22 protein-coding genes are annotated in these 23,452 nt (G+C 60.4%); 12 read left to right on the plus strand and 10 right to left on the minus strand.

Translation table 11 applies throughout. The features are described from left to right. Window positions 1-169: 169 nt before the first annotated feature. Together L9B60_RS10090 and L9B60_RS10095 are read right to left on the minus strand one after the other, a co-directional pair. Window positions 170-457: a type II toxin-antitoxin system RelE family toxin gene (locus L9B60_RS10090; RefSeq protein WP_093425407.1), complete on the minus strand. Its 288-nt coding sequence runs from the start codon at window positions 455-457 to the stop codon at window positions 170-172. Then, window positions 447-686: a type II toxin-antitoxin system RelB/DinJ family antitoxin gene (locus tag L9B60_RS10095; RefSeq protein WP_093425410.1), complete on the minus strand. Its 240-nt coding sequence runs from the start codon at window positions 684-686 to the stop codon at window positions 447-449. The genes L9B60_RS10090 and L9B60_RS10095 overlap by 11 nt, the downstream gene beginning before the upstream one ends. Window positions 687-1,744: 1,058 nt before the next feature. Here L9B60_RS10095 and L9B60_RS10100 point away from each other — a divergent pair. The 4 genes from L9B60_RS10100 (at window position 1,745) to L9B60_RS10115 (ending at window position 4,987) form a co-directional block, all read left to right on the plus strand. Beyond that, the gene (locus L9B60_RS10100; protein ID WP_249678347.1) at window positions 1,745-2,407 is read left to right on the plus strand and encodes a hypothetical protein; all 663 of its coding nucleotides are present in this window, start codon (window positions 1,745-1,747) and stop codon (window positions 2,405-2,407) included. A 1,199-nt stretch (window positions 2,408-3,606) separates the two neighbouring features. Beyond that, window positions 3,607-3,912 carry a hypothetical protein gene (locus tag L9B60_RS10105; protein WP_249678348.1) on the plus strand — a complete coding sequence of 102 codons (306 nt, stop codon included), beginning with the start codon at window positions 3,607-3,609 and terminating at the stop codon, window positions 3,910-3,912. A 292-nt stretch (window positions 3,913-4,204) separates the two neighbouring features. Continuing rightward, complete coding sequence (locus L9B60_RS10110) at window positions 4,205-4,414, plus strand: hypothetical protein (RefSeq protein ID WP_249678349.1); 210 nt, start codon at window positions 4,205-4,207, stop codon at window positions 4,412-4,414. A gap of 153 nt (window positions 4,415-4,567) precedes the next feature. Continuing rightward, window positions 4,568-4,987 carry a PH domain-containing protein gene (locus L9B60_RS10115; protein ID WP_249678350.1) on the plus strand — a complete coding sequence of 140 codons (420 nt, stop codon included), beginning with the start codon at window positions 4,568-4,570 and terminating at the stop codon, window positions 4,985-4,987. Here the strand turns inward: L9B60_RS10115 and L9B60_RS10120 are convergent. The 6 genes from L9B60_RS10120 to L9B60_RS10145 all read right to left on the minus strand — a co-directional run bounded on the left by L9B60_RS10120 (window position 4,980) and on the right by L9B60_RS10145 (window position 13,999). Then, a complete protein-coding gene (locus L9B60_RS10120; protein ID WP_249678351.1) occupies window positions 4,980-5,933 on the minus strand; it encodes an NAD-dependent epimerase/dehydratase family protein in 954 nt (317 codons plus the stop codon). The two genes, L9B60_RS10115 and L9B60_RS10120, sit on opposite strands and share 8 nt — an antisense overlap. 1,070 nt (window positions 5,934-7,003) lie before the next feature. Continuing rightward, the gene (locus tag L9B60_RS10125) at window positions 7,004-8,284 is read right to left on the minus strand and encodes an OprD family porin (RefSeq protein ID WP_249678352.1); all 1,281 of its coding nucleotides are present in this window, start codon (window positions 8,282-8,284) and stop codon (window positions 7,004-7,006) included. 246 nt (window positions 8,285-8,530) lie between these two features. Next, complete coding sequence (locus L9B60_RS10130) at window positions 8,531-8,731, minus strand: hypothetical protein (protein WP_249678353.1); 201 nt, start codon at window positions 8,729-8,731, stop codon at window positions 8,531-8,533. Window positions 8,732-8,909: 178 nt separating this feature from the next. Next, the gene (aguA, locus tag L9B60_RS10135) at window positions 8,910-10,016 is read right to left on the minus strand and encodes an agmatine deiminase (protein WP_249678354.1); all 1,107 of its coding nucleotides are present in this window, start codon (window positions 10,014-10,016) and stop codon (window positions 8,910-8,912) included. Window positions 10,017-10,022: 6 nt separating this feature from the next. Continuing rightward, complete coding sequence (aguB, locus tag L9B60_RS10140; protein WP_249678355.1) at window positions 10,023-10,901, minus strand: N-carbamoylputrescine amidase; 879 nt, start codon at window positions 10,899-10,901, stop codon at window positions 10,023-10,025. 191 nt (window positions 10,902-11,092) lie between these two features. Then, on the minus strand, window positions 11,093-13,999 hold the full coding sequence (locus L9B60_RS10145; protein WP_249678356.1) for an aminotransferase: 2,907 nt from the start codon (window positions 13,997-13,999) through the stop codon (window positions 11,093-11,095). Window positions 14,000-14,177: 178 nt separating this feature from the next. Between L9B60_RS10145 and rfbB the strand changes: the two genes are divergently transcribed. From rfbB to L9B60_RS10180, 7 genes are read left to right on the plus strand one after another with little or no spacing between them, the layout of a single operon-like run. Then, complete coding sequence (gene rfbB / locus L9B60_RS10150) at window positions 14,178-15,260, plus strand: dTDP-glucose 4,6-dehydratase (RefSeq protein ID WP_249678357.1); 1,083 nt, start codon at window positions 14,178-14,180, stop codon at window positions 15,258-15,260. Then, complete coding sequence (gene rfbA, locus L9B60_RS10155) at window positions 15,257-16,132, plus strand: glucose-1-phosphate thymidylyltransferase RfbA (RefSeq protein ID WP_249678358.1); 876 nt, start codon at window positions 15,257-15,259, stop codon at window positions 16,130-16,132. Before rfbB ends, rfbA begins: the two co-directional genes overlap by 4 nt. Further along, window positions 16,129-16,677, plus strand: a complete 549-nt coding sequence (gene rfbC / locus L9B60_RS10160; protein ID WP_249678359.1) for a dTDP-4-dehydrorhamnose 3,5-epimerase — start codon at window positions 16,129-16,131, stop codon at window positions 16,675-16,677. The genes rfbA and rfbC overlap by 4 nt, the downstream gene beginning before the upstream one ends. Next, entirely contained in the window at window positions 16,674-17,558 is an 885-nt protein-coding gene (gene rfbD / locus L9B60_RS10165) for a dTDP-4-dehydrorhamnose reductase (RefSeq protein ID WP_249678360.1), read from the plus strand. The genes rfbC and rfbD overlap by 4 nt, the downstream gene beginning before the upstream one ends. Window positions 17,559-17,592: 34 nt before the next feature. Further along, window positions 17,593-19,401 (plus strand): sensor histidine kinase, encoded by a 1,809-nt coding sequence (locus L9B60_RS10170; protein WP_249678361.1) that lies wholly within the window; start codon window positions 17,593-17,595, stop codon window positions 19,399-19,401. Continuing rightward, window positions 19,398-20,783: a sigma-54-dependent transcriptional regulator gene (locus L9B60_RS10175; RefSeq protein WP_249678362.1), complete on the plus strand. Its 1,386-nt coding sequence runs from the start codon at window positions 19,398-19,400 to the stop codon at window positions 20,781-20,783. The genes L9B60_RS10170 and L9B60_RS10175 overlap by 4 nt, the downstream gene beginning before the upstream one ends. Window positions 20,784-20,797: 14 nt before the next feature. Then, on the plus strand, window positions 20,798-21,253 hold the full coding sequence (locus L9B60_RS10180) for a YiiD C-terminal domain-containing protein (protein WP_249678363.1): 456 nt from the start codon (window positions 20,798-20,800) through the stop codon (window positions 21,251-21,253). A gap of 53 nt (window positions 21,254-21,306) precedes the next feature. Here L9B60_RS10180 and cysQ read toward each other — a convergent pair whose 3' ends face one another. Beyond that, the gene (cysQ, locus tag L9B60_RS10185) at window positions 21,307-22,134 is read right to left on the minus strand and encodes a 3'(2'),5'-bisphosphate nucleotidase CysQ (protein WP_249678364.1); all 828 of its coding nucleotides are present in this window, start codon (window positions 22,132-22,134) and stop codon (window positions 21,307-21,309) included. Then, window positions 22,131-22,697 (minus strand): ADP compounds hydrolase NudE, encoded by a 567-nt coding sequence (gene nudE / locus L9B60_RS10190; protein WP_249678365.1) that lies wholly within the window; start codon window positions 22,695-22,697, stop codon window positions 22,131-22,133. Before nudE ends, cysQ begins: the two co-directional genes overlap by 4 nt. An 81-nt stretch (window positions 22,698-22,778) precedes the next feature. Here nudE and yrfG point away from each other — a divergent pair, with 81 nt between their 5' ends. Then, the gene (yrfG, locus tag L9B60_RS10195; protein ID WP_249678366.1) at window positions 22,779-23,441 is read left to right on the plus strand and encodes a GMP/IMP nucleotidase; all 663 of its coding nucleotides are present in this window, start codon (window positions 22,779-22,781) and stop codon (window positions 23,439-23,441) included. The last annotated feature ends 11 nt before the right edge of the window (window positions 23,442-23,452 follow it).

A 23,452-nucleotide genomic window follows, 5' to 3' on the forward strand; every position in this document is an offset into this window, starting at 1 on the left:
CTCATAACATATAAATAAAAAATATATAAATCAAATACTTAGAAAATTTTTCGATTCCTGGTGCCGCAATCGCGTTCCACTGAATGCTACGGAGCCCCACTCCCGTAATCATGCTCGCATTTCCACACAGCCTGACTCGGCGGGCTTCCCCCTATACGTTGCGTACTCGCTAACTTAACCGCTCAGCCGCTTTGCGATAAACCTGCTCACGCTCCCGCTTATCGACGGCCACCACGAACACCATGACCTCCTGGTCGATCACTTGATAAACCAGCCGATAGCCGCTGCTGCGAAGCTTGATCTTGTAGCAGTCGGGCAAGGCATGCAGACGGTTGGCTTCAATGCGCGGATTGACCAGAATCGTGGCCAGCTTCTTCTTGAGTTGCTGGCGCACGGTATCCCCCAATTTGTGCCACTCCTTTAACGCCCGCGCATCGAATTCGAGGCTATAAGTCATCTAGTGAAACCTTAACCCGCTGGGGATTAGCCAGCCGCTCGCGCACTGTTGCGACCAACGCTTCATCGTCCTCGGTCATCAGGACGGGCTTGAAGGGTAGCTGACCGCGCTCTGCTACGTACTGCAAGGCTTGGCGCATCAGCTCAGAAGGGGTGACGCCGAGCTTTTCCAGCTCGTGGTAAGCACGCGCCTTGAGGTCGTCGTCGATACGGACATTGATTGACGCCATGGGATGACCCTCATTGTAATGACATTAGTCTTTACAATGAAGTAAAAACCTCATTTGGGCAAGCCTACAAACGGTTGGTTTTTACACAACTCAGAGTTTACGTGTGTCGCTCGCAACTCTACGTACCGAGCACAGCACATGCTCACATTTTACTAGGCCCCTTCGATGCGGGAGCCGGGCTTGCCCACAATACGAAACCCGAACTCCCCCAAAATCTCAAGCGAAAAAGCCGCTGTGCTGAACTGGCCCCAAATCGGCCCCAAATCGCTTATGACGCAACCCGCAGTGTCGTGCTCAGGAATATTTGCCTACATTCCCTTCGTTGACCCGCATTCAAGGGTATTTATCATGCTGCCCCAAGACGAGCCATGCGGGCCGGGCTCCAGCACGCAATCGGACGGCCAGAAACAAAAAAACCCGCCAAAAATGGCAGGTTTCTTTGCTGTTTCGAGTGTCCTCGGGGGAAGGCTTTCGCCCGCGTTCCCGTGGCTAGTGGGAAAACTTTAAGGTCGTGAGCAAGCGATGTCAATGCAGGTTGTCGACAGGCTCCGATCCGCCTTATCCCCTCTGCGAATGACAACTTACGAAAAGTCCGCCCACTCTGCCGGGTTCGCCGCAGAGGAAGCGCTGCAGCTGTACGCATGGAACGCGCGAATATGTGGCGCCATGCTGCCTCCACTGCATATCTGCGAGGTCGTAGTCCGAAATGCAGTCGCGGATGCGTTTGAGGCTGTCCACGGTCCACGCTGGCCATGGAACCCTGGATTGGAACGCAGCCTCCCGCGATAACTCGGCGCGGGGTATATCGCCGTAACGGACTTACAGAACACCAGAGCAAGATGGGCCATGACGCCAAGATCGACGTATCATAATTGGATTGCTAAATAACACCACTTTCACTAGCTTCAGTACAAAACCACAGAGAACGCGACATGCAAATGGTTTGGGTGAAACTTCTAAGTCCAGTAATCACTGCACTATTGGGACCGATCTGGCGAAGCCTGGTAGGGTATTTCGCTCCGAGATTCCTATGGAATAGCTGTTTTCGAGCTGCGGCCATGAGCGCCAACATAGAGCCTACGCTAGCCCTTGCTTTAGCTAAGTCCCCTGCTTTGGAACGGCTAAGGATCAACACATTCAAGTCTGACCGCCCCGTACCTACGGCAATGGATTACGCAATTTCTTTGTCATTTGAGCTCTACGAACTTGGCCTACCCAACGGCGAAACCCCTCCTTCTTCGAACGTCAGGCACTTTGCCGTGGATATTCGGCGGACCTGGCTTAGTGGCGTGATAAAAAATGTGGCATTGAGAAAGCGTTTTCAATCTGCTCGCGACGAGCACCCTGCGAAATTTATAACAGTAGACTCGTCCTGTCTTGAGGCGAATGGGCTAACTTTGGAAGACGTTGACGCGCTGCGATGCAGATACTTTGAAAGTTTTGCAGCCCCAGACGCAACGGAGATTGTGTGCGTATGGCTCCCAGACCTTGAAGGAATTGTCCACTACGATCCGTTAAACAGCCGCGTGGTCGAGATCGCACTCAATACATCTATTGGGGCTGATCGTGGTTTTTTTCGCGTTGGTTACGACTACTCGATAAAACGCTCCGGTGATCGCCTCCACGTATGCTTTTTAAATACTCGAACAAAGATGGAAGCCGGGCACTTCGGCCAGTATTGCGTTGGGCGAGCAACGAGCACGACTCTGTGGGCGCGGTGAACTCCAAAAATCCTCCCATGTAAGATCGCCGACAGCGCATTGGCCCTCCCACCGGTCGCGAGCGTCGGCTTCGAGTGGGTTATGGCCACTGACCATAGCTGGAGAACCGTGCCCGGGCGCGGGTGTTTGCCCCCAGCGGTATCGCCTTGACCCTTACCAAGCCCCTACGGGAGCATCGCTTAACCGCATAGAGCCCCGCCCCGTCAACGCCACGCCCTGCTTCATCCCCAAATCCTAAGCAAAAAAAATCCGCCTTGGGAAGAGACGGATTTTTCGACAACAGCGGTTAGTAGTCACTGCTGTCACGGCACATCGAACGCGCCTGCAAGCAATGCCAAGATAGGGAAAACTGGAAAACATGTCAACCATTGCGGTATATATCCGGAGACTCTGCCCCACTGAGTAATACATACTTGAACAAATGTGCACAAATATACAAACCCAAGAAACAGCATCGAAATACTTAGTTATGATTTATTCGCCTATTTAATCTGGCCATTAATAGCAATCACGCTAATATGTGCCCGCTCCCTTGCTGATCGAACGGTGATTTGGCCTGGTCCACGCATTGATTTCTGCCCTGCTAACACGGGCTAGTAATCCGTGCCGGATTCAACGTAGCGGGCCCTCCGCCCGGCCACCTCACCGAACGTGCCTGCAAGCCGTCCGAAGGCGTACGTGTTCCGGTAAGCACGCTGGAGGCTTGGCCACCCTGATCGGAGGCCAAGGTATGTGGAAAATTATTCTGCGCATACTGAGCTTTCTGTGGGCAGCTTCTCGTGCGTTATATGCATGGGAGTTCCTGCGGGACAGCATTGACGAACTGCTGTAAATAAGTCGTTAGTTCGCTTCAATTAGTACATTAGTTGAAGCGGACTTTTAAGAGCATTCACATGGAGCTTTTCTACCCGTTTCTTTCTGGCGAAGTTCCGCTTGAAGACGTGCTACCTGCACTGAATACAAACATCCCATAATTCGCCCGTCGACTCGGTTTCGCTCGCAGAGCCCTTTCCCAAATCCTCTACGGCCATACACCAGAGATTTCTGATCTGACTTTGCGCCTTAAACGTGAGGCATTGGCAAAGCGCCCCTCCAGACTAAGTACTCCTTAGCATCCGTTCCACCCCGCCCTTTTACACTCCACGGCAAATGACCCCGACGACCCACCGTCATCGCCATCTCATTGGAGCCGCAAAAAAATGACCGCAGAATCCCGAGTAACCGCAGTGGTTACCCACCTCTCCCAATACCTCGCCGACCCCGACGCCACATTAGAAATCGAAACCTCTATCGAAGCCCTCAATTTCCTGGGAACAGAACTCCAAGAAATCACCCCCGCCATCCAGCAACTCTCCGATCTGAACGCCGCCTTCACACTGGTCTCCCAACTGCTAGACGCCGCCCACACCGACAAGCTCGACGCTGACCAGATGAAATGCCTGCTAGACCCGTTGACCGAGCGGCTGGCACTAGCCAGTTCAGCCATTGCTCAAGCACTTAACTGAGGCGGCAACGCTATTGCGCAGGGCACGCCGGCAATGCGCCAACGCGGCCCTCATCGCAGGCAAGCCCTGCTCCCACAAAGCGCACGGCGCAATCCAACTGTGCTCCGTGGAATCAGCCAACCAAACCCAATGACGAAGCCACCCATCAGGCTAGAACCTACGTCACCGGGAGCTTCAGCCTGATGGATGAACCGCACCTTTTACTCAGCACCTGCGCCGCCAACCACAAAAAAACACCAAATAAATGGCATAATGCCAGCGCGGATAAATGCCATTGAAATGGAAGGTAAATATGTTGGATTTGGACTCGCTGGATTTCGGCAACGCGCGCGAAACTCAAAAAGATGGCGCAAAGGCGCTTATCAAAAATGCTCGCCTGAATAGTGAAAATACTGACGAAATCATTGCCTGTATCAAAAGCATGGATTCTGATGCCCATGAAGTAGAGGAATTCGAATCGCTAAAAACCTTGGCGATTCGAGCTCTCAACGGCAAAGCTTAACCAATTGAGCCATGCCCTATCGGCCATGGCTCGTCTTCTCTGCAAATGGTAGGTATACAAGCCAAGCCTTGAGCCGCTCCTTTTTTCCGGGCGCTCCCGTCAAGGCGATCAAATGCTAAAGTGCGGCCTAATATTCCACAGGAAACCGCCCCCGTGTCCAAACCCACCTACATCCAATCCTCCCTCTCTGCCGGCGAGCAGATCGAAGCCATCTTCAAGCTCCACTGGCTTGCCTGGGTTGGCGTGTGGTTCTGGGTGTTTTTGGCGATCATCACCGTGGGCATCCTCTCGCCGGTGGCGATCTACAAGTGGCTGGCGTTGCGCTGCCAAGAGAACGGCGTGACCAACAAGCGCGTTATCCACAAGCGCGGGATTATCAGCCGTACCACCGATGAGATGAAGCTGTCGTCGATCGAGACCGTGGACCTGGAGCAGACGGTGATGGGCCGCCTGTTGGGTTACGGCACGGTGCGGATCACCGGGCGTGGCATCAGCGACCTGGTGTTCCAGGGCATTGATGACCCGATGCAGGTGAAGCGGCAGATCGAAGGCGTGAGCAACCCAATCAGCTGAGGCGCCGATAGTCTGCGCCGGCTTTTTGCATGGCCTGCGCCACGGTGAGTGGGGGTGCCCAGTTGAGCAGGGTGCGGGATTTGCTGGAGTCCACTTCCAACGACGCACATAGGGTGAGGTAGTAGTTTTCTTTGCCCACCAGCCTTGCGCCGATGCGCATCAGGGTGTCCGGGAAGGGTACCAGGTTGGCTTTGCGGCCAAGGGCTGCGGCGAGTTGGCGGATCATTTCGCCGGTTGAAATATCTTCGCCATCTGATATCAGAAACAGCTCGTTCGCCGCCGCCGGGTGGCTGATGCATTGCTGGATGAAGCTGACCATGTTTTCCACCGCGACCATGCTGCGGCGGTTGTCGATGGATGCGAAAGGCAATGGCATGCCGGAAGCGATCAGCTTGAGCAGGCGCGGGAAGCTTTTGTGAGCGTTGGCGGCGTAGATCATCGGTGGGCGGATGACAACGATGTCCATGGCGGTGCCTTGGCTGATTTCATGCAGGCCAAGTTCAGCTTCGAATTTGGAGCGGGCGTAGTCACCATCGGGTGCGGCTGTGGATAACTCGCTAAAAGGGCTGCCAGTGGTGTAGCCGCCGTTCACCCCCACCGTGCTAATGAAGATAAAGCGTTTTACGCCCGCCGCGATGGCTTGGCGTGCCAAGGTGAGCGTGCCTTGGGTGTTGACCCGGCGGAACTCGGGAAGTGGGTCCTGCCCCTTATTCACAGCGACATTCAGGCGGGCAGCCGTGTGGATAACCACGTCCACCCCCTGCAGGGCCTGCGACCAATCGGTACTGGCGGCAAATTCCCCGACTGCGATCAATGGCACGCTCAGGGTACTGGCGGCTTTCGCCGCCCGGGTGGCGCCCTGCACTTGATACTCCGGTTGCAGGGCCAGGGCCTCTACTACCGCCTTGCCGAGAAAGCCTGTGGCCCCGGTCACCAAAATTCTCATCTGCTTCCTGCCATTACTACCAATCGGTTTCGTATGGAGGTGAGCATAGACGGTACTGGCATTATGTCAGCAGCGCGCCGCCGTAGAATTGCACACAAAGTGTTGCCAAGGCGGCTCAGACCGTCATGGAGATGGCAAAGAACACACCGCAGGCGACGAGTACGTAACTTGAGAATTTGATCAGCTCTTTTACCCCGAACTCTTCCATGGCGTTGACTCCTGTTGGGTAAACACGGGTATTGCGATGGGGTTACTGTGCGCCTTCCAGGCTGATCCGTAACAGACTCAGAAACTAGAGAAAAAAGCGGATCAGTTTGCATGGCCAGTACGCGCGGAGCCGGTTGACAGGCCGCACACGCGCGCAAAAAAGGCCCCACCCGAAGGCGGAGCCTTTCTTCTTCAACCCTTACAGGTCGTCGAAGCGGTCACGAAGGTACTCCCAGGCGCGAAACACGCTGATGGAAGCAATCGCGACACGCAGCACGCGTTTGAAAGCTTGCATACTGTTTGTCCTCGAAAGGACTGCCTCGCCTGATGCTTCTCGGCCTCACAGCAGGGAGGGCACCACGCTAGTAGTACCTGGAGGCAATCCAGCTTTGGGCTTTACGATGAGAACCGAGCCGGGGCCCTACACCCGAGCCGTAAAGGCCCGCCATAGACGCTAACGGCTGCTGGCGGCAAGAGGGTATCAAGCTTACGCGTGGGAAATTTCCGGGAAGTGTAAAGCGCAAAAGCTGGTAACAATTAGGGCTCTTCCAGGAGCGTGAACGGCGACTGATTGGGTGGTGGCTATGGCAGCAAAGCTGTACCATCACCTCACACGCTAGTAGTACCTACGAGGTTACGGGTCGCGATCCCTGATTGTGGCCCGACAAACAAGCCGCTTTCCTAGAGCGGCTTTTTTGTGCCCGTCACTCAGCCACTCATAAAGAATTTTTCATCCAGAACCCCCTCCCCGGCCCTGCGTATCCTTTCTGAAATGTATCCACCCACCGCTTCTTCTAGGGGCAGGATGGAAACCCATGGCCAAAAAAAACCCCGCAGCGCGGGGTTTTTTCATGCAGCCAGAATCAGAACACGTTGATGGGGTAATCAACGAACACACGCACTTCGTTACCGCCTACGTTGTAGTCGGAAACGTTGTTCGATACCCGCAGGATCGAGCTGCGCAGGCGCACGGTCAGGTCTTTGGCAACGCCTTCCTGAACCACGTACTGGAACTGGTTGAAAATCTCACGCTCGGTGCCATTGGTGGCATCGCCAACGCTGATGTTGTCGCCACGTACGTAGGCCACTTTGTAGGTCAGGCCCGGTACGCCGTAGGCGCCGAAGTCCAGACCATAGGCCAGCTGCCAGGAACGCTCGTCTTCGCCGTTGAAGTCCGACCAGTAGCTGTTGGCTACGTAGATGGTATTGCCACCGTCGCCGGTGCCGCCGTTGCGCTGGTAGCCGCCGTAGTTGTAACCGGTGCTGCCGGTGTTGCGCTGGTGCGCCACGGTGAACGAGTGCGGGCCGGTTGCGTAGGTGGCTGCCAGGCTCCAGATGGTGTTGCTGGTGCCTGTTTTCAGGCTGTCAGCATACTGGGCATCCAGTTCGGACTTGTAGCCGTTGAAGTCCAGTGTCAGTGACTGGTCCTTGGTGAACGGCATTACATAGGTCGCGCCCAGGTACTGCTTTTTCATGACGTCTTCGTTGTCGGCTGCGTACAGCGAGGCCTTGAAGTTGTCGGTGAAGGTGTAGCTGCCGCCATAGACATCCAGGCGCTTCAAGCGGCCGCTGTCGTGGCTTTCGGTGCTCTTTTGCACTTCCTGGGTAAAGTGGCCGACGTTCAGCTCCAGGCCCTTGATCTCGTTGGACGTGATGTAGGTACCGTTGTAGCTTTCCGGCAACAGGCGGCTGTTGTCGTAGTTCAGCACCGGCAGTACCGGCATCTGGTCACCGTATTTGATCACGGTGTTGGAGATGCGCAACTTGACTGCGGCGCCAGCGCGAGCCAAATCACTGGCCGCCGAGCCCTCGCCATTGTCACCCTTCTTGAAGAAGTCGATGCCGCCGGCACCCGCGTCGCCTTTGCCGCCATCCAAACGCTTGGCATACAGGCCGAAGGCATCAACGCCCACGCCCACGGTGCCTTGGGTAAAGCCGGAAGTGAAGGTACCAATGAACGCCTGGCCCCACTCAGCCTTGTCGTCCGGGCCGTTTTTGTAATCACGGCTGATGTAGGCGTTGCGCAACAGCACTTTCAAGTGGCTGTCTTCGACAAAGCCCTTGGCATCGTCTTGTTCGCTGGCCATTGCTTGAGTGGCACTCAGCAGGCCCAAGGCGAGCAGACCGATACTTTTATTCAACATCTTATTTTCCTTATTGCTGGTTAAGTCGCTCTGTGCGGCCTACCCGGCGTCCCCAAAAACAAACACAAAAGCCCGCGTGCGAAGGTCGCAGCAGGCAGTGTGGTGCCGAGCAGGTGGCTGTTGGCCACAGGCGAGGGCCGGAATCCTAGCGGGGGGGTAACAAGAGTGTCAATTCAAGCGCGTTGGCCGACTGGATGGGAGCGAGGCTCCATGCCTCCCCTGATCAGTCGTCATGACTGATTGTAGTTAGTGATGGAAGCTGCCCAGCAGTGCTTCGATTTCGGCCCGGCTGAGCAGGCCTTCGGGGTAGCGATCCAGTATCAGGCGATGCGGGTCGGATTTATTCACCTTGATGCCACCGTTGCATTTCAACCATTGCGCGAGCATTTGCATTGACTCGCCGCTGATCAAGGACGAAGGCGAACCCGGCTCACTGACTGCGTTCATACGGACTTATTCCCCGGTTTCGTGAGCGGCTAAATTACCTAAGCTAGATGACAGAACGAATAAACCCTCTGATCATTTAAGGCGCCGATTACGATACAAAAGCTGTGCCAGCCATGGGACCTTGTCCGTACGGATACAAAAAACCCGTCCAGTGGACGGGCCTTAGGTGAAACTTTATTTATCGTTTTGCTGGCGCAGGCTGCTGTTGGGTCAGGCAATGGATGTTGCCACCGCCCAATAGCATTTCGCGGCCGGGGATCATGACCACTTCATGTTCGGGGAAAAGCTTCTGCAGGATCGCTCTAGCCTCGTCATCACGCGGGTCTTGGAAGGCCGGGGCGATGATGCCGCCGTTCACGATCAGGAAGTTGACGTAGGAGCCGGCCAAGCGCACCGAGGGGTTACGCTCCTGGGTACCCGCCACAGGATCGACACCGGCGCACTCCTCCTCGGTGGCGTACAACGGCCCAGGAATTGGCATACGGTGCACCACAAACGAGCGCCCTTTGGCGTCTGTGGTGCTTTCCAATACATTCAACGCCGCGCGGCAACGCGGGTAGTTGGGGTCTTGGGGATCATCCGTCCAGGCCAGTAACACTTCACCCGGGCGTACGTAACAACAGAAGTTATCCACATGGCCGTCTGTTTCATCGTTGAACAAGCCATCGGGCAGCCAGATGATCTTGTCCACCGACAGGTGCGCGCTCAATACCGCTTCGATTTGCGCACGGGAAAGGTGCGGATTACGGTTGCGGTTCAGCAGGCATTCCTCGGTGGTGATCAGGGTGCCTTCGCCGTCGACGTGGATCGAGCCCCCTTCCAGCACGAAGCCTTCGGTGTGGTAGCGCGGCGAGCGTTCGATCTCCAGGACCTTGCTGGCCACCTGCTCGTCGCGGTTCCAAGGCGAATACAGGCCGCCATCAAAACCACCCCAGGCGTTGAAGCCCCAGTCCACCCCGCGCACTTCGCCGCTTTGGTTGATCACAAAGGTCGGGCCGGTATCGCGCACCCAGGCATCGTCGCTGCTCATTTCAACCAGGCGGATGTTGGGCATGTCCAGGCGGGCACGTGCGTTGTCGTACTGCCCGGCAGAAACGCCCACGGTCACTGGCTGGAAGCGGGCGATGGCCTTGGCCAAGGTCACGTGGTCGGCCTGCACCGGCTTGCCGCCCAGGCGCCAGTTGTCTGGCCGCTCGGGCCAAACCATCCAGACCTGGGTTTGCGGCGCCCATTCGGCGGGCATGTGGAAGCCGTCGGCGCGGGGTGTGCTGGTCAGTGTGGTCATGGCGTATCAGGACTCCAGGGTACCGTCGAGAGTTTTAATGGCGCTGTACAGGTTGGGGCGGCGGTCACGGAACGTGCCCCAGGCGCTGCGAGTGTGTTCCAGTTTATCGAGGTCGAAGCTGTGTACCAACACACCCTCTTCGGTTTCGTTGAGTTCCTGGACCTTTTCGCCGAACTGGTTGGCGATAAATGAGGAGCCGTAGAAGGTGATGTCGTAACCGTCCTGCGCTTCGTTGCCGATACGGTTGCTGGCCACCAATGGCATCAAGTTGGCACCGGCATGGCCTTGTTGCACGCGCTGCCAATGGTCACGCGAGGTGATGTTCTTGTCGTGCGGCTCGCTGCCGATGGCAGTGGGGTAGAACAGAATTTCCGCACCTTGCAGGGCCATGCTGCGCGCGCACTCCGGGAACCACTGGTCCCAGCAGATGCCCACGCCGATCTTGGCGTAGCGGGTGTTCCAGACCTTGAAGCCGGTATCGCCCGGGTTGAAGTAATACTTCTCGTGGTAACCCGGGCCGTCCGGGATGTGGCTCTTGCGGTACACGCCCAAGTTGCTGCCATCGGCATCGATGATGGCGATGCTGTTGAAGCGTGCGCGGCCGGCCAGTTCGAAAAAGCTGATCGGCAGCACTACTTGCAGCTCTTTGGCGATGGCCTGGAAGTGTTCGATGGCCGCGTTGGTTTCGGTCGGCGTGGCCAGTTGCAGGTAGTCCGCGTTCGGCTTCTGGCAGAAGTAAGGCGTTTCGAACAGCTCCTGGATCAGGATGATCTGCGCGCCTTTGGCAGCGGCTTCACGCACCAGCTTTTCGGCGTTGGCGAGGTTCGCCTGGCGGTCCCAGGAACAGGCCATCTGGGTGGCGGCGACGGAAACGGTACGGCTCATGGAAAAACCTCCTGCATAGGGATGCTCGAATTGTGCAGGCTTTATATCCGATAAATATCGGTATTGGAAGGGATATTTAACCAGCCATGGAGACGCCTTCGCGGATAAATCCGCTCCTACAGGTACTTATATCGCCTGTAGGAGCGGATTTATCCGCGAACCAGACACCACAAAATATCGATATATATCGACTAAACATTCTCACCCAAAACACGAGAAACGCAGTCGACAAAGAAGTCCACGCTCTGACGGGTGGTACACATCGGCGGTTTGATCTTGAGGATGTTCAGGTAGTCCCCGGTCGGCTGCATGAAAATGCCCAGCTCACGCAGGCGCTCGCACAGCAGGGCGGTTTCCTCGGTGGCCGGCTCCAGGGTGTCGCGGTTGCGCACCAACTCCACGCCCAGATAGAAGCCTGAGCCATGCACCGCGCCCACCAATGGATGCTGTGCGATCAAGCCTTCGAGGCGCGCCTTGAAGTGATCGCCGACCCATCGGGCGTTTTCCCAGAGTTTTTCTTCGCTCATCACATCCAGCACCGCCATGCCAATGCGACAGCTGACCGGGCTACCCCCTGCTGACGAGAAGAAGTAACCCTCGGCCTCTAGCGCCTCGGCGATTTCGCGACGGGTGATGACCGCGCCCAGCGGCTGGCCGTTGCCCATGCCCTTGGCCATGGTAATGATGTCCGGTACCACGCCCTGCTCTTCAAAGCCCCAGAAATAATGGCCCAGGCGGCCATAACCGACCTGCACTTCGTCGGCGATGCACACCCCGCCCGCTGCCCGAACCTTGCCATACACCTGCTGCAAGTAACCCGCTGGCAGCGAGATACCCCCGGCATTGCCGTACACCGGCTCACAAATGAACCCGGCCACCTGCCGCTGCTGTTCGCTCAGGCGCGCCAGGGTGGCGTCGACATTGCGCAGGTAGCCAGGCGCGCTGTCAGCGCCACGGAACTCGCCCCGGTAGGTGTTGGGCGCAGTGACCGGGTGCACCCAATCGGGCCGGGTGCTGAGGGCTTGCGGGTTGTCGGCGATGGAGGTGGAAATGGCATCGGTGGCCACCGACCAGCCGTGGTAAGCCTCCAGCACGCTCAGCATGTCGCGGCCACCGCTGTAGGCCCAGGCCAGGCGGATGGCCAGGTCGTTGGCCTCGGTGCCACTGTTGACCAGGAACACCCGGTCAAAACCTGCCGGCGCCAGGGCCAGCAGCCGCTCGGAAAACTCGGCGATGGCCGCGTAATGGAAGCGCGAGTTGGTATTGAGCAGCGACCACTGCCGGCTCGCTTCGGCGGCCATGCGCGGGTGGCCGTGGCCCAGTACCGCGACGTTGTTGAGCATGTCCAGATAGGAGCGGCCCTGCATGTCGATCAAGTGGTTGCGCCAGCCGCGCTCAATCTGTGGCGGGGCTTGGTAATAGTGCTTTTGCGAACGGGCGAAACTGGCGTCGCGCCGGGCCAGCAGTTCGCCGGCATCCGCCAGTGGTGCGGCATCGCAGGCCAGGCCCAGCAAGGCCTGCGGCGAGGGGCACAGCACCAGCCAGGCGGCGGCCCGTGATGGCGTGGCAAACAGCGGCGGGCTGATGTTTTCGTCAAGGCACAGCTGCACCAGCAACGGCCCATGGCTCACGCCCAGCGCCTGGCCTGCCGCAACCGGTGTGTTGCCCGCCAGGGCACTGTCCACGCCCCATAGGTGCAAGCTGACCTGTTCACCCTGCAGCCACAGCCCGGCATCGGCCGCACGCCGCAGCACACCGGCAAAGGGCGCCTGCACCGGGGTATTGGCCGCCAGGTGCAGTTCCACATGCAAGGCGCAGGTGTCCGGCTCCTCGGCGCTGTCGATGCGGGTACGCGACAGCCGATATTGCCCGTACAGGGAGTGCGCCTGGCCGGTTTTCAAGGCCGCGCCGGCCAGCAATTGCTCGTCGATCGCGCCTTGCTGCCAGTTGCCGGCCTCAAAATGCTCGCTCAACACGCCCAGGTCGACTGCCACGAAGTCGGCCGCCTTGAGCGTGGGCAGCAGCAATGAATAGCTCGGCGCGGGCGCCTGGAGTGCAAACCCGCCCGCCTGCACGATGGCGGCTTCCATCAAGGCGAACGGCACAGAAGTGGCAACGTCGAAGATTTCCCATTCATGGGCCAGGTTGCCCTGGATATAGGCGTTGCCGGGCTCAATGCGCAATTGCTGCTCGCTACTGAGCACCAGCACCGCGGCGCGGGCGACGATCATCGGCCACAGCGCCAGCAGTTCCTCCCGGACCAGCAGGTTGCTGGCCTGGTAGGCGCTGATCGCGGGCAGGATGGCGAACGGATCGCCTTGGGCATGGTGCAGCAGGGCCGCGCAGGTGACGGACAGGTCGGCCACCCGCCAGGTGCGGACCAGGTCGCCAAAGTCGATCAGCCCTTGCAACTGCCATTGGCGCGCTGCATTGCGCTGCCACACCGTATTATCGTCGGTGATATCCAGGTGGATAGCTTGCTGCGGCAAGCGCGGCCCCAGTTCGGCCAGGCGTTGTTCGGCCTCTGCGGCGGCCTCGGCCACCTGGGATCGACGCTCGGGATCTGCCAATACCGGCAACAGGTGATGAATCAGCCCGGTGGCGTGCTGCGGGTCCCATTGCAAGGTACGTGCAAGGCCCGGGTGGTCGAAATCGGCCAGGGCCTTGCCGACCTCGGCGCACAGGTGCCCCAGGCCGGCGCGTAATTCATGGCCCAGGTGCACCAGGTTGGTGAGCGGCTGGCCCTCGATGTAGTCCAGCAGGCGAATGTGAATGGCCTTGCCGTGCAGGTCCAGCGACAGCAATTGCTCGCCCGACAGCGCCGCGCGCACTCCGGGCACTGGCAAGCCTTTTGCTGCCAGATGCTGCAAGGCCGCGTGTTGGGCCTGTAACTCCATGGCGGCATAGGTGCCATGGCAGATTTTCAGCACAAAGCACCCTTGCGGCCCGTCTACACGGAAATTCAGGTCCTGCTGGCTGCCCAGGGGCGTGAGCACGCCCGTCAGCCCATACAAGTCGGCAAGCAGGCGCTGTGCCTCCTCGCGGCTGACTTCAGGGTTGGGCAGGCTGGCTCGGCTGATCAGCGTGGAGAGCGGCATGGGGCACCTCTTGTCTTTATAAGACGCCTATATCGCCATTGACCAGGCGGTTAGGCAAGCCGGCAACGCTAAAAAACCGCCCCACGCGACCAATCACGCTTGCACGCCGGCCTGCAACTCAACAAGCTATGCTGCAAACGCCCACTGTCAGTTCATGTATGGAAGAAGGGATACCGACATGCGAATTCTCATCACCGGCGGCGCCGGCTTCATCGGCTCGGCCCTGGTTCGCCATCTGATCGAAAACACCGAGCACGAAGTGCTCAACCTCGACAAGCTGACCTACGCGGGCAACCTGGAGTCGCTGAGCAGCATTGCCAGCAACAGCCGTTACGAATTCGTCCAGGCCGACATCGTCGACCAGGCAGCGGTCAGCGCCGTGCTGGCCCGCTTCGCGCCCCATGCAATCATGCATCTGGCCGCCGAATCCCACGTAGACCGCTCTATCGACGGGCCGTCGGCGTTCATTCAAACCAACATCGTCGGCACCTACAGCTTGCTGGAAGCCACCCGCGACTACTGGCTCAAGCTGCCGGCCGGCGAGAAAGCCGCGTTTCGCTTCCACCACATTTCGACCGACGAAGTGTATGGCGACCTGCACGGCGTGGACGACCTGTTCACCGAAACCACGCCTTACGCGCCAAGCTCGCCATACTCGGCCAGCAAGGCGGCGTCCGACCACCTGGTACGCGCCTGGCAACGCACCTACGGCCTGCCGGTGCTGATCACCAACTGCTCGAACAACTACGGGCCGTTCCACTTTCCGGAAAAACTCATCCCCCTGGTCATCCTCAACGCCCTGGCGGGCAAGCCGCTGCCGGTGTATGGCAACGGCCTGCAGGTGCGCGACTGGCTGTTCGTCGAAGACCACGCCCGCGCGCTGTTCAAGGTGGTGACCGAAGGCAAAGTGGGCGAAACCTACAACATCGGCGGCCACAACGAGCAGAAGAACATCGACGTGGTGCGTGGCATCTGCGCACTGCTCGACGAGCTGGCACCCAAGCGCCCCGCGGGGGTTGCGCAGTACGCCGACCTGATCACTTTTGTCACCGACCGCCCCGGCCACGACCTGCGCTACGCCATCGACGCCAGCAAGATCGAACGCGAGCTGGGCTGGGTGCCGGATGAAACCTTCGAAACCGGCCTGCGCAAGACCGTGCAATGGTACCTGGATAACCTAGAATGGTGCCGTAGGGTCCAGGATGGCAGCTATCAGGGCGAACGTCTGGGCAACACCGAACCCAAGGATCTTATCGCATGACTAAAGGTATCGTTCTGGCGGGCGGCTCCGGCACGCGCCTGCACCCGATCACGCTCGGCGTTTCCAAGCAACTGCTGCCCATCTACGACAAACCGATGATCTACTACCCGATCTCGGTGTTGATGCTGGCCGGCATTCGCGAAATCCTGCTGATATCCACCCCCACTGACCTGCCGCAATACCGGCAGTTGCTGGGCGATGGCAGCCAGTTCGGCATCCACATCAGCTACGCCGAGCAGCCGTCGCCTGACGGCCTGGCCCAGGCGTTCCTGATCGGCGAAGAATTCATCGGCGACAACCCGGTGTGCCTGATTTTGGGCGACAACATCTTCCACGGGCAGCACTTCAGCGACCAGCTCAAGCGTGCGACCGACCAGGCCAGCGGCGCCACTGTGTTCGGCTATTGGGTCAAAGACCCGCAGCGCTTCGGCGTGATCGACTTCGACGAGGACGGCCGCGCGCTGTCCATCGAAGAGAAACCCGAGAACCCGAAATCCAGCTACGCGGTCACCGGCCTGTACTTCTACGACAACGACGTGGTGCAGATCGCCAAGGACGTGAAGCCTTCGCCACGCGGCGAACTGGAGATCACCGACGTCAACAACGCCTACCTGGCCCGCGGCGACCTGCGCGTGGAGCGCTTCGGCCGTGGCTTTGCCTGGCTTGACACCGGCACCCACGACAGCCTGCTGGACGCCTCGCAATACGTGCAAACCATCGAGCATCGCCAGGGCCTGAAAGTGGCTTGCCTGGAAGAGATCGCCTACCAGAACAACTGGATCGACCGCGATCAATTGCTGGTGCGCGCCAAATACTTCGGCAAGACCGGCTATGGCCAATACCTGTACACGCTGGCGGGAGAGCCTCGATGAACGTGATCGCCTGCGAAATACCCGATGTGCTGATCATCGAGCCCAAGGTATTTGGTGACGAGCGCGGCTTTTTCTACGAAAGCTTCAACGCCAAGGCTTTCACCGAAGCCACGGGCGTGATGCACCGCTTCGTGCAAGACAACCACTCACGCTCGGCCCGTGGCGTGCTGCGCGGGCTGCATTACCAAATCGAAAACCCCCAGGGCAAACTGGTGCGAGTGACGGCTGGCGAAGTGCTGGACATTGCCGTGGACATCCGCAAGCAGTCGCCGACCTTCGGCAAATGGGTAGGCGTGACCCTGTCGGCGCAGAACAACCGGCAACTGTGGATACCCCAAGGGTTTGCCCACGGTTTCGTGGTGCTCAGCGAGTCGGCCGAGTTCCTGTACAAGACCACCGATTACTACAACCCGGCTGCGGAGCGCTGCATCCGCTGGGACGACCCCACACTGGCCATCGACTGGCAGCTGGGTGACACCGTGCCCCAGTTGTCGGCCAAGGATCAGAACGGCAAGACCCTGCTGGAGGCAGACCTGTTCCCATGAGCCAAGCCCCTTTGAAAATCCTCATCACCGGCCAGTTCGGCCAGGTGTCGCGCGAGCTGCAATTGCGCTTGGCAGATCTGGGCGAACTGATCGTGCTGGGCCGCGACCAGCTCGACCTCAGCCAGCCGGAAGGCATCCGCCAGCGCGTGCGCGACCTGCGCCCGGACCTGATCATCAACGCGGCGGCCCATACCGCCGTGGACCAGGCCGAAACCGAAGAGGACCTGGCCTTTGCGATCAACGCCAGGGCCCCGGGGATTTTCGCCCAGGAGGCCGCCAGCCTGGACATCCCGTTGATCCATTACTCCACGGACTACGTGTTCGACGGGCGCAAGGACAGCCCCTATAACGAGGACGATGAACCCAACCCGCTGGGCGTTTACGGCCGCAGCAAGCTGGAGGGCGAGCAGGCGATCCGCGCCGTAGGCGGCAAGCATCTGATTTTGCGCACCAGTTGGGTGTACTCGCTGCATGGGCGCAACTTCCTGCTGACCATGCAGCGCCTGTTGCAGGAAAAACCCGAGTTGCGCGTGGTGGCCGACCAGATCGGCGCGCCCACCTGGGCCGGCACCATCGCCGACAGCACCCGCACAATCATCGAGCACTGGCGCAACGGCGATCCCGGCGCCTGGGGCACCTACCACCTGACCGCCAAGGGTGAAACCTCCTGGTTCGGCTTTGCCCAGGAAATCGGCAAGCACCTGCTGGCTCAGGATAAGCCCTGCTCGATCCTCGAACCGATCCCCAGCAGCGCCTACCCAACCCCTGCGGCGCGCCCGCTGAACTCGCGGCTGGACTGCAACAAGCTGGAGCACGAGTGGCGCGTGCACCTGCCTAACTGGCGCGATGCGTTGATTGAGTGCCTGGCGCCGCTTGCCTAGCGCATAATGCGCCGTAACATTACGGCGCGCATTTATGACCCCCACCCTTCCCCGTCGCCCACGCTGGCGCAACCTGGCCTTGCTGGCGCTGATCCTGGCCCCGCTGCTGTGGCCGTTGCAGCACCTGGCCGAGCGCTACTACCGCAGTGAACTGCTGAGCCAGAACCGCCAGACCCTGGACCTGTACGTCGCCAACCTGCTGGGCACCCTGCACCGCTATGAAACCCTGCCGCAAATCCTCGGCGACCTGCCGGCCCTGCGTGCCGCGCTGGCCACCCCCGGTGATGCCGACACCCTGAGCCGGGCCAACCTGTTGCTCAAGGACATTTGCAGCCAGACCGGCGCAGAGGTGATGTACCTGCTGGACCCCAGCGGCAACACCCTGGCCGCCTCCAACTGGGACAAGAAAGACAGCTTCGTGGGGCGCAACTTTGCCTTCCGGCCGTACTACAGCGATGCGATTGCCGGGCGGCTGGGGCGCTTCTTCGGCCTGGGCACCACCTCGGCCAAGCGTGGCTACTTTTTCGCCGCCGCCGTGCGCGATGGTGACAAGGTGATCGGCGCCCTGGTGGTCAAGGTCGACCTGGACCACACCGAAACACTGTGGGGCAAAACCCCGGAACAGCTGCTGCTGACCGACCATAACGGCGTGGTCATCATCACCTCGCATTCGGAATGGCGCTTCCGTGCGACCCGTTCGCTGACCGCGCAAGAACACCAGGCCATCATCTCGATCAAACCGTACCCCACGCAAGACCCGCAACCACTCAACCTGGAGCCCCATGCCTGGCTGATGCAATCGCGCAGCATCCCGGAAACCGGTTGGGAGGTCAGCATCCTGGCCCCGCGCACACTCATCGACCGGCCCGTGCGCACAGTCGTGGTGATCGGCGCGGCAGCGTTGCTGGTATTGATGCTGTGGCTGAGCCTGATGATGCAGCGCCGGCGCAACTACCTCGATCGGCTGGCCTTCGAAGCCAAGGCCCGGCGCGACCTGGAGCTGCGGGTGATCGAGCGCACCAAAGACCTGGAGGGCCTGAACAGCCGGCTGAAACAGGAAGTACTGGAGCGCGAACACGCCCAACAGGAACTGGTGCGCGCCCAGGACGAGGTGGTGCAGGCCGGCAAGCTGTCGGTGCTCGGCACCATGTCGGCGAGCATCAGCCACGAGCTTAACCAACCCCTGGCGGCGATCCGCAGCTATGCCGAGAACGCCGAGGTGTTGCTGGACCATCAGCGCACCGACGACGCCCGCGGCAACCTCAAGCTGATCAGCGAACTGACCGGGCGCATGGCCTCGATCATTGCCCACCTGCGCGCCTTCGCCCGCCGCGACCGGCATGCGTTGGAAAGCGTGGCCCTGCAGCCGGCCCTGGACGATGCCTTGGCGCTGCTGGCCAAACGACGCCGGGCCATGGCCGTGGAACTGTTCCGCGACCTGCCCGATGCGCCGCTGTGGGTGCAGGCCGGCGAAACCCGCTTGCGCCAGGTGCTGAGCAATCTGTTGGCCAACGCCTTGGACGCGCTCACCGAAAAAGCCAACCCGCGCTGCCTGTGGCTGAGCGCCGAGCAGACGGCAGAAGGCGTCAACTTGTACATCCGCGACAATGGCCCAGGCTTCACCAGCGAGGCCATGACCCGCGCCCGCGAGCCATTTTTCACCACCAAGACCCGCACCCAGGGCCTTGGCCTGGGCCTGGCCATCTGCGATACCCTGATGCGTGCGCTGGGCGGTGAACTGCTGCTGGCCAACCACCCGCAAGGCGGTGCGCTGTTGACCGTGCGCCTGCGTGCCGCCGAGCCTGGCGTAAATATCAAAGCCCCCGAGGACCCTTCTGCATGAGTACGGACGCCGCCATCGACAGCCTGGTGCAGGTCGTGCTGATCGATGACGATCCACACCTGCGCCAGGCCCTGAGCCAGACCCTGGACCTGGCCGGCCTGAAGATTTTGTCCCTGGCCGAAGCGGCCGGGCTGGCCGAGCGCATCGAGCGTGACTGGCCCGGCGTGATCGTCAGTGACATCCGCATGCCCGGCATCGACGGCCTGCAGTTGCTGCAGCAGTTGCATGCATTGGACAACGAACTGCCCGTGCTGCTGATCACCGGCCACGGCGACGTGCCGTTGGCGGTGCAAGCCATGCGTGCCGGCGCTTATGACTTCCTGGAGAAGCCCTTCGCCAGCGATGCGCTGCTCGACAGCGTGCGCCGCGGCCTGGCCTTGCGCCGGCTGGTGCTGGACAACCGCAGCCTGCGCCTGGCCCTGAGCGACCGCACCGAACTGAGCACGCGCCTGGTCGGCCAGTCGGCGCCCATGTCGCGCCTGCGCGAGCAGATCGGCGCCTTGGCCGCGACCCGCGCCGACGTGCTGATCCTGGGTGAAACCGGCGCCGGCAAGGAAGTGGTGGCGCGGGCCCTGCACGACCTGTCGAACCGCCGCAACGGTCCGTTCGTGGCCATCAACGCCGGTGCCCTGGCAGAGTCAGTGGTGGAAAGCGAGCTGTTCGGCCACGAACCGGGCGCCTTCACCGGCGCGCAAAAACGCCGAATCGGCAAGTTCGAGTTTGCCAACGGCGGCACCCTGTTCCTCGACGAAATCGAGAGCATGAGCCTGGACGTGCAGGTCAAGCTGCTGCGCTTGCTGCAAGAACGCGTGGTGGAACGCCTGGGCGGCAACCAGTTGATCCCGCTGGATATCCGCATTATTGCCGCCACCAAGGAAGACCTGCGCCAGGCTGCCGACCAAGGGCGCTTTCGTGCCGACCTTTACTACCGCCTGAACGTGGCCTCGCTGCGCATCCCGCCCCTGCGTGAGCGTGGCGAAGACGCCCTGATGTTGTTCCAGCATTACGCCGATGCCGCCAGCGAACGCCACGGCCTGGCGCCCCACCAATTGCTGCCGGGCCAACGCGCGTTGCTGCTGCGCCACACCTGGCCGGGTAACGTGCGCGAGCTGCAAAATGCCGCCGAACGTTTCGCCCTGGGCCTGGAGATGGCCTTGGATAACCCCGAGGCAAGCACCGCCCAGCCTGCCCTGGCGCCCTTGCACGGCAACCTCAGCGAGCAGGTGGAAAGCTTCGAGCGCTCGTTGATCGCCGCCGAAATGGCCCGCCCGCACAACTCGATGCGCAGCCTGGCCGAGGCCCTGGGCACGCCGCGCAAAACCCTGCACGACAAACTACGCAAGCACGGCCTGAACTTCGCGGCCGGCGACGATAACGACTGACAGGAGCCCGCCCCATGAACGACGACAGCGAGTACCTGCAAGCGGTACTGCACAGCGACATCCCCATTACCCGCCAGATGGGCCTGCAGGTGCTGGGCTGGCAACAACAGCGCCTGACCCTGCGCCTGCCGCTGGCCGCCAACGTCAACCACAAGAGCACCCTGTTTGGCGGCAGCCTCTACTGCGGCGCGGTGCTTGCCGGCTGGGGTTGGCTGCACCTGCGCCTGCGCGAGGCCGGGATCGAGGACGGGCATATCGTGATCCAGGAGGGGCAGATCAGTTATCCGCTGCCCGTCACCCGGGATGCGATCGCCGTGTGTGAAGCGCCGGATGAGAAGGTCTGGCGGCGGTTCTTGGCGACTTATGCGCGCTATGGGCGGGCGCGATTGGCCTTGCAGTCGCGGTTGAGCAATGAGGGAAGCGAGGAAGAGGCGGTGCAGTTCAGCGGGCAGTATGTGTTGCACCGGTAGCCGCTTTCGCGGATCAAACCGCCCCTGTAGGAGCGGATTGATCCGCAGAAAACTCAGCCCCGAGCCAGCTCAAGCAACACCTCGCGCCAAGGCGCACCTGCCGGCAACGCCAAGAAAAACTCATTCAACAGCGACTCGCGCGCCGGGTAGTCGAACGGCTGGCCATCCACCGTCAACACCTCACCCCCCGCGCCTTCCAGCACCCCTTGCGCAGCCGCCGTGTCCCACTGCGAAGTGGGCGCCAGGCGCGGGTAGCAGTCGGCCGAACCTTCGGCCAGCAGGCAGAATTTCAGCGAACTGCCAATATTGGCCAGTTCCAGCTCACCCAGCTCGGCACTCAAGCCGGCCAGCAAACGCTCTTGGTCCGGGCTGGAATGGCGGCGGCTGGCGACCACGGTAAAGGCTTGCCCGGCAGGCGGCTGATGACGAACCTGGATGGGCGCACAACTGCCATCCGCTTCGCTACGCCAAGCACCCAAACCAGCGCCACCGTAGTAGCAGCGACCGTTGGTGGGCATCGACACTACGCCAAACACCACCCGGCCGTTTTCAATCAGGGCAATGTTGACGGTGAACTCTTCGGTGCCGGCGATGAATTCCTTGGTGCCATCCAGCGGGTCCACCAACCACCAACGGCTCCAGCGCTTGCGATCGGCAAAGCTGATGCCGCAGTCTTCTTCAGACAGGATCGCAATGCTCGGGTCCAGGGCCGTGAGGCCGGCGACGATCACGTGGTGCGCCGCCAGGTCTGCAGCGGTTACCGGCGACTCGTCGGCCTTGCTGGTAACCGCCACGTTGGCGCGCCAGTGCGGCAGTATGGCTGCGCCGGCCTGATGGGCCAGCTTGATCACACCGTCTAGCAGGGGGTGCACCTGGGTCATGGCTTGTACACCCCGCGCTCGGTAAGAATGTCCCGCACCAGGTACAACGCCGCCAAGGCCCGCCCTTCGGAAAATTGTGGGTGCTGCGCCAAGCTGGCCAGCTCGCGCAGGTTGATGCGGTCTACGCGCATCGGCTCCGGCTCGTCGCCCTCCAGGCGCTCCTCGAACAGGTCGCTGGCCAAGACCACCTGGATCTTCTGGCTCATGTAGCCGGGTGACAACGACAGCTCGGTAATATGTTCCAGCTCATGGGCGCCATAACCGGCTTCCTCCTTGAGCTCGCGGTTGGCCGCGGCCAGCACGTCTTCGCCTGGTTCGATCAGCCCTTTGGGCAGCGACAGTTCGTACTCATCGGTGCCGCCGCAGTATTCTTCGATCAGCAGCGCATGCTCGCTGTCGATCATCGCCACGATCATTACCGCGCCATACCCGGTGCCACGCCCCACCAAGCGCTCGTAGGTGCGCTCTACGCCATTGGAAAAGCGCAGTTGCACTTCTTCCACCCGGAATATCCGGCTGGTGGCGACAATCTCGCGGGCAAGTACGGTAGGTTTCTGGCGCATGGGGCGGCTCCTTGGCGTGAACGGGTTACTATACCGTGGCTTGCCCGCTCACATGTTAATGACTGCCTGAGAATCTTTCGTATGCCCTCCATAACCTGGCGCGATATCGACACCGTTCTGCTGGACATGGACGGCACCCTGCTGGACCTGCACTACGACAACCATTTCTGGCTGGAGCACCTGCCCCAGCGCTATGCCGAGGTGCACGGCGTGAGCCGCGCCATGGCAGAACTGGAAATGCGCCCACTGTTCGAGAAAAACGCCGGCCTGTTGAACTGGTATTGCCTGGACTTCTGGAGCGCCGAACTGCGCCTGCCGGTGCGCGAGCTCAAGCTGGAAACCGCTGACCTGATCGCCCTGCGGCCAGACGCAGACACCTTTCTGGCGGCAATCAAGCAGGCCGGCAAGCGGGTGATCCTGATCACCAACGCCCACCGCGACTCACTCTCGGTAAAAATGGAGCGCATCCAACTGGCGCCCTATTTCGAGCGGCTGATCAGCTCCCACGACTATGGCTACCCCAAGGAAAGCCAGCAGTTCTGGAGTGCATTGCAGGACGACATCGGCTTTGACCCAGCGCGCAGCCTGTTTATCGACGATACCTTGCCGATTTTGCGCAGCGCCCGGGCGTTTGGCGTGGCACACCTGCTGGCGGTGCGCGAGCCGGACAGCAAAAAGGGGCCAAAGGACACAGAGGAGTTTGCGGCGGTCGAGGATTATCGGGACTTAGTACAAGGCTTATAGACCGCGGCGCC

Origin of the sequence: Pseudomonas abieticivorans (genome assembly GCF_023509015.1) — a bacterium.
Classification (GTDB): domain Bacteria; phylum Pseudomonadota; class Gammaproteobacteria; order Pseudomonadales; family Pseudomonadaceae; genus Aquipseudomonas; species Aquipseudomonas abieticivorans.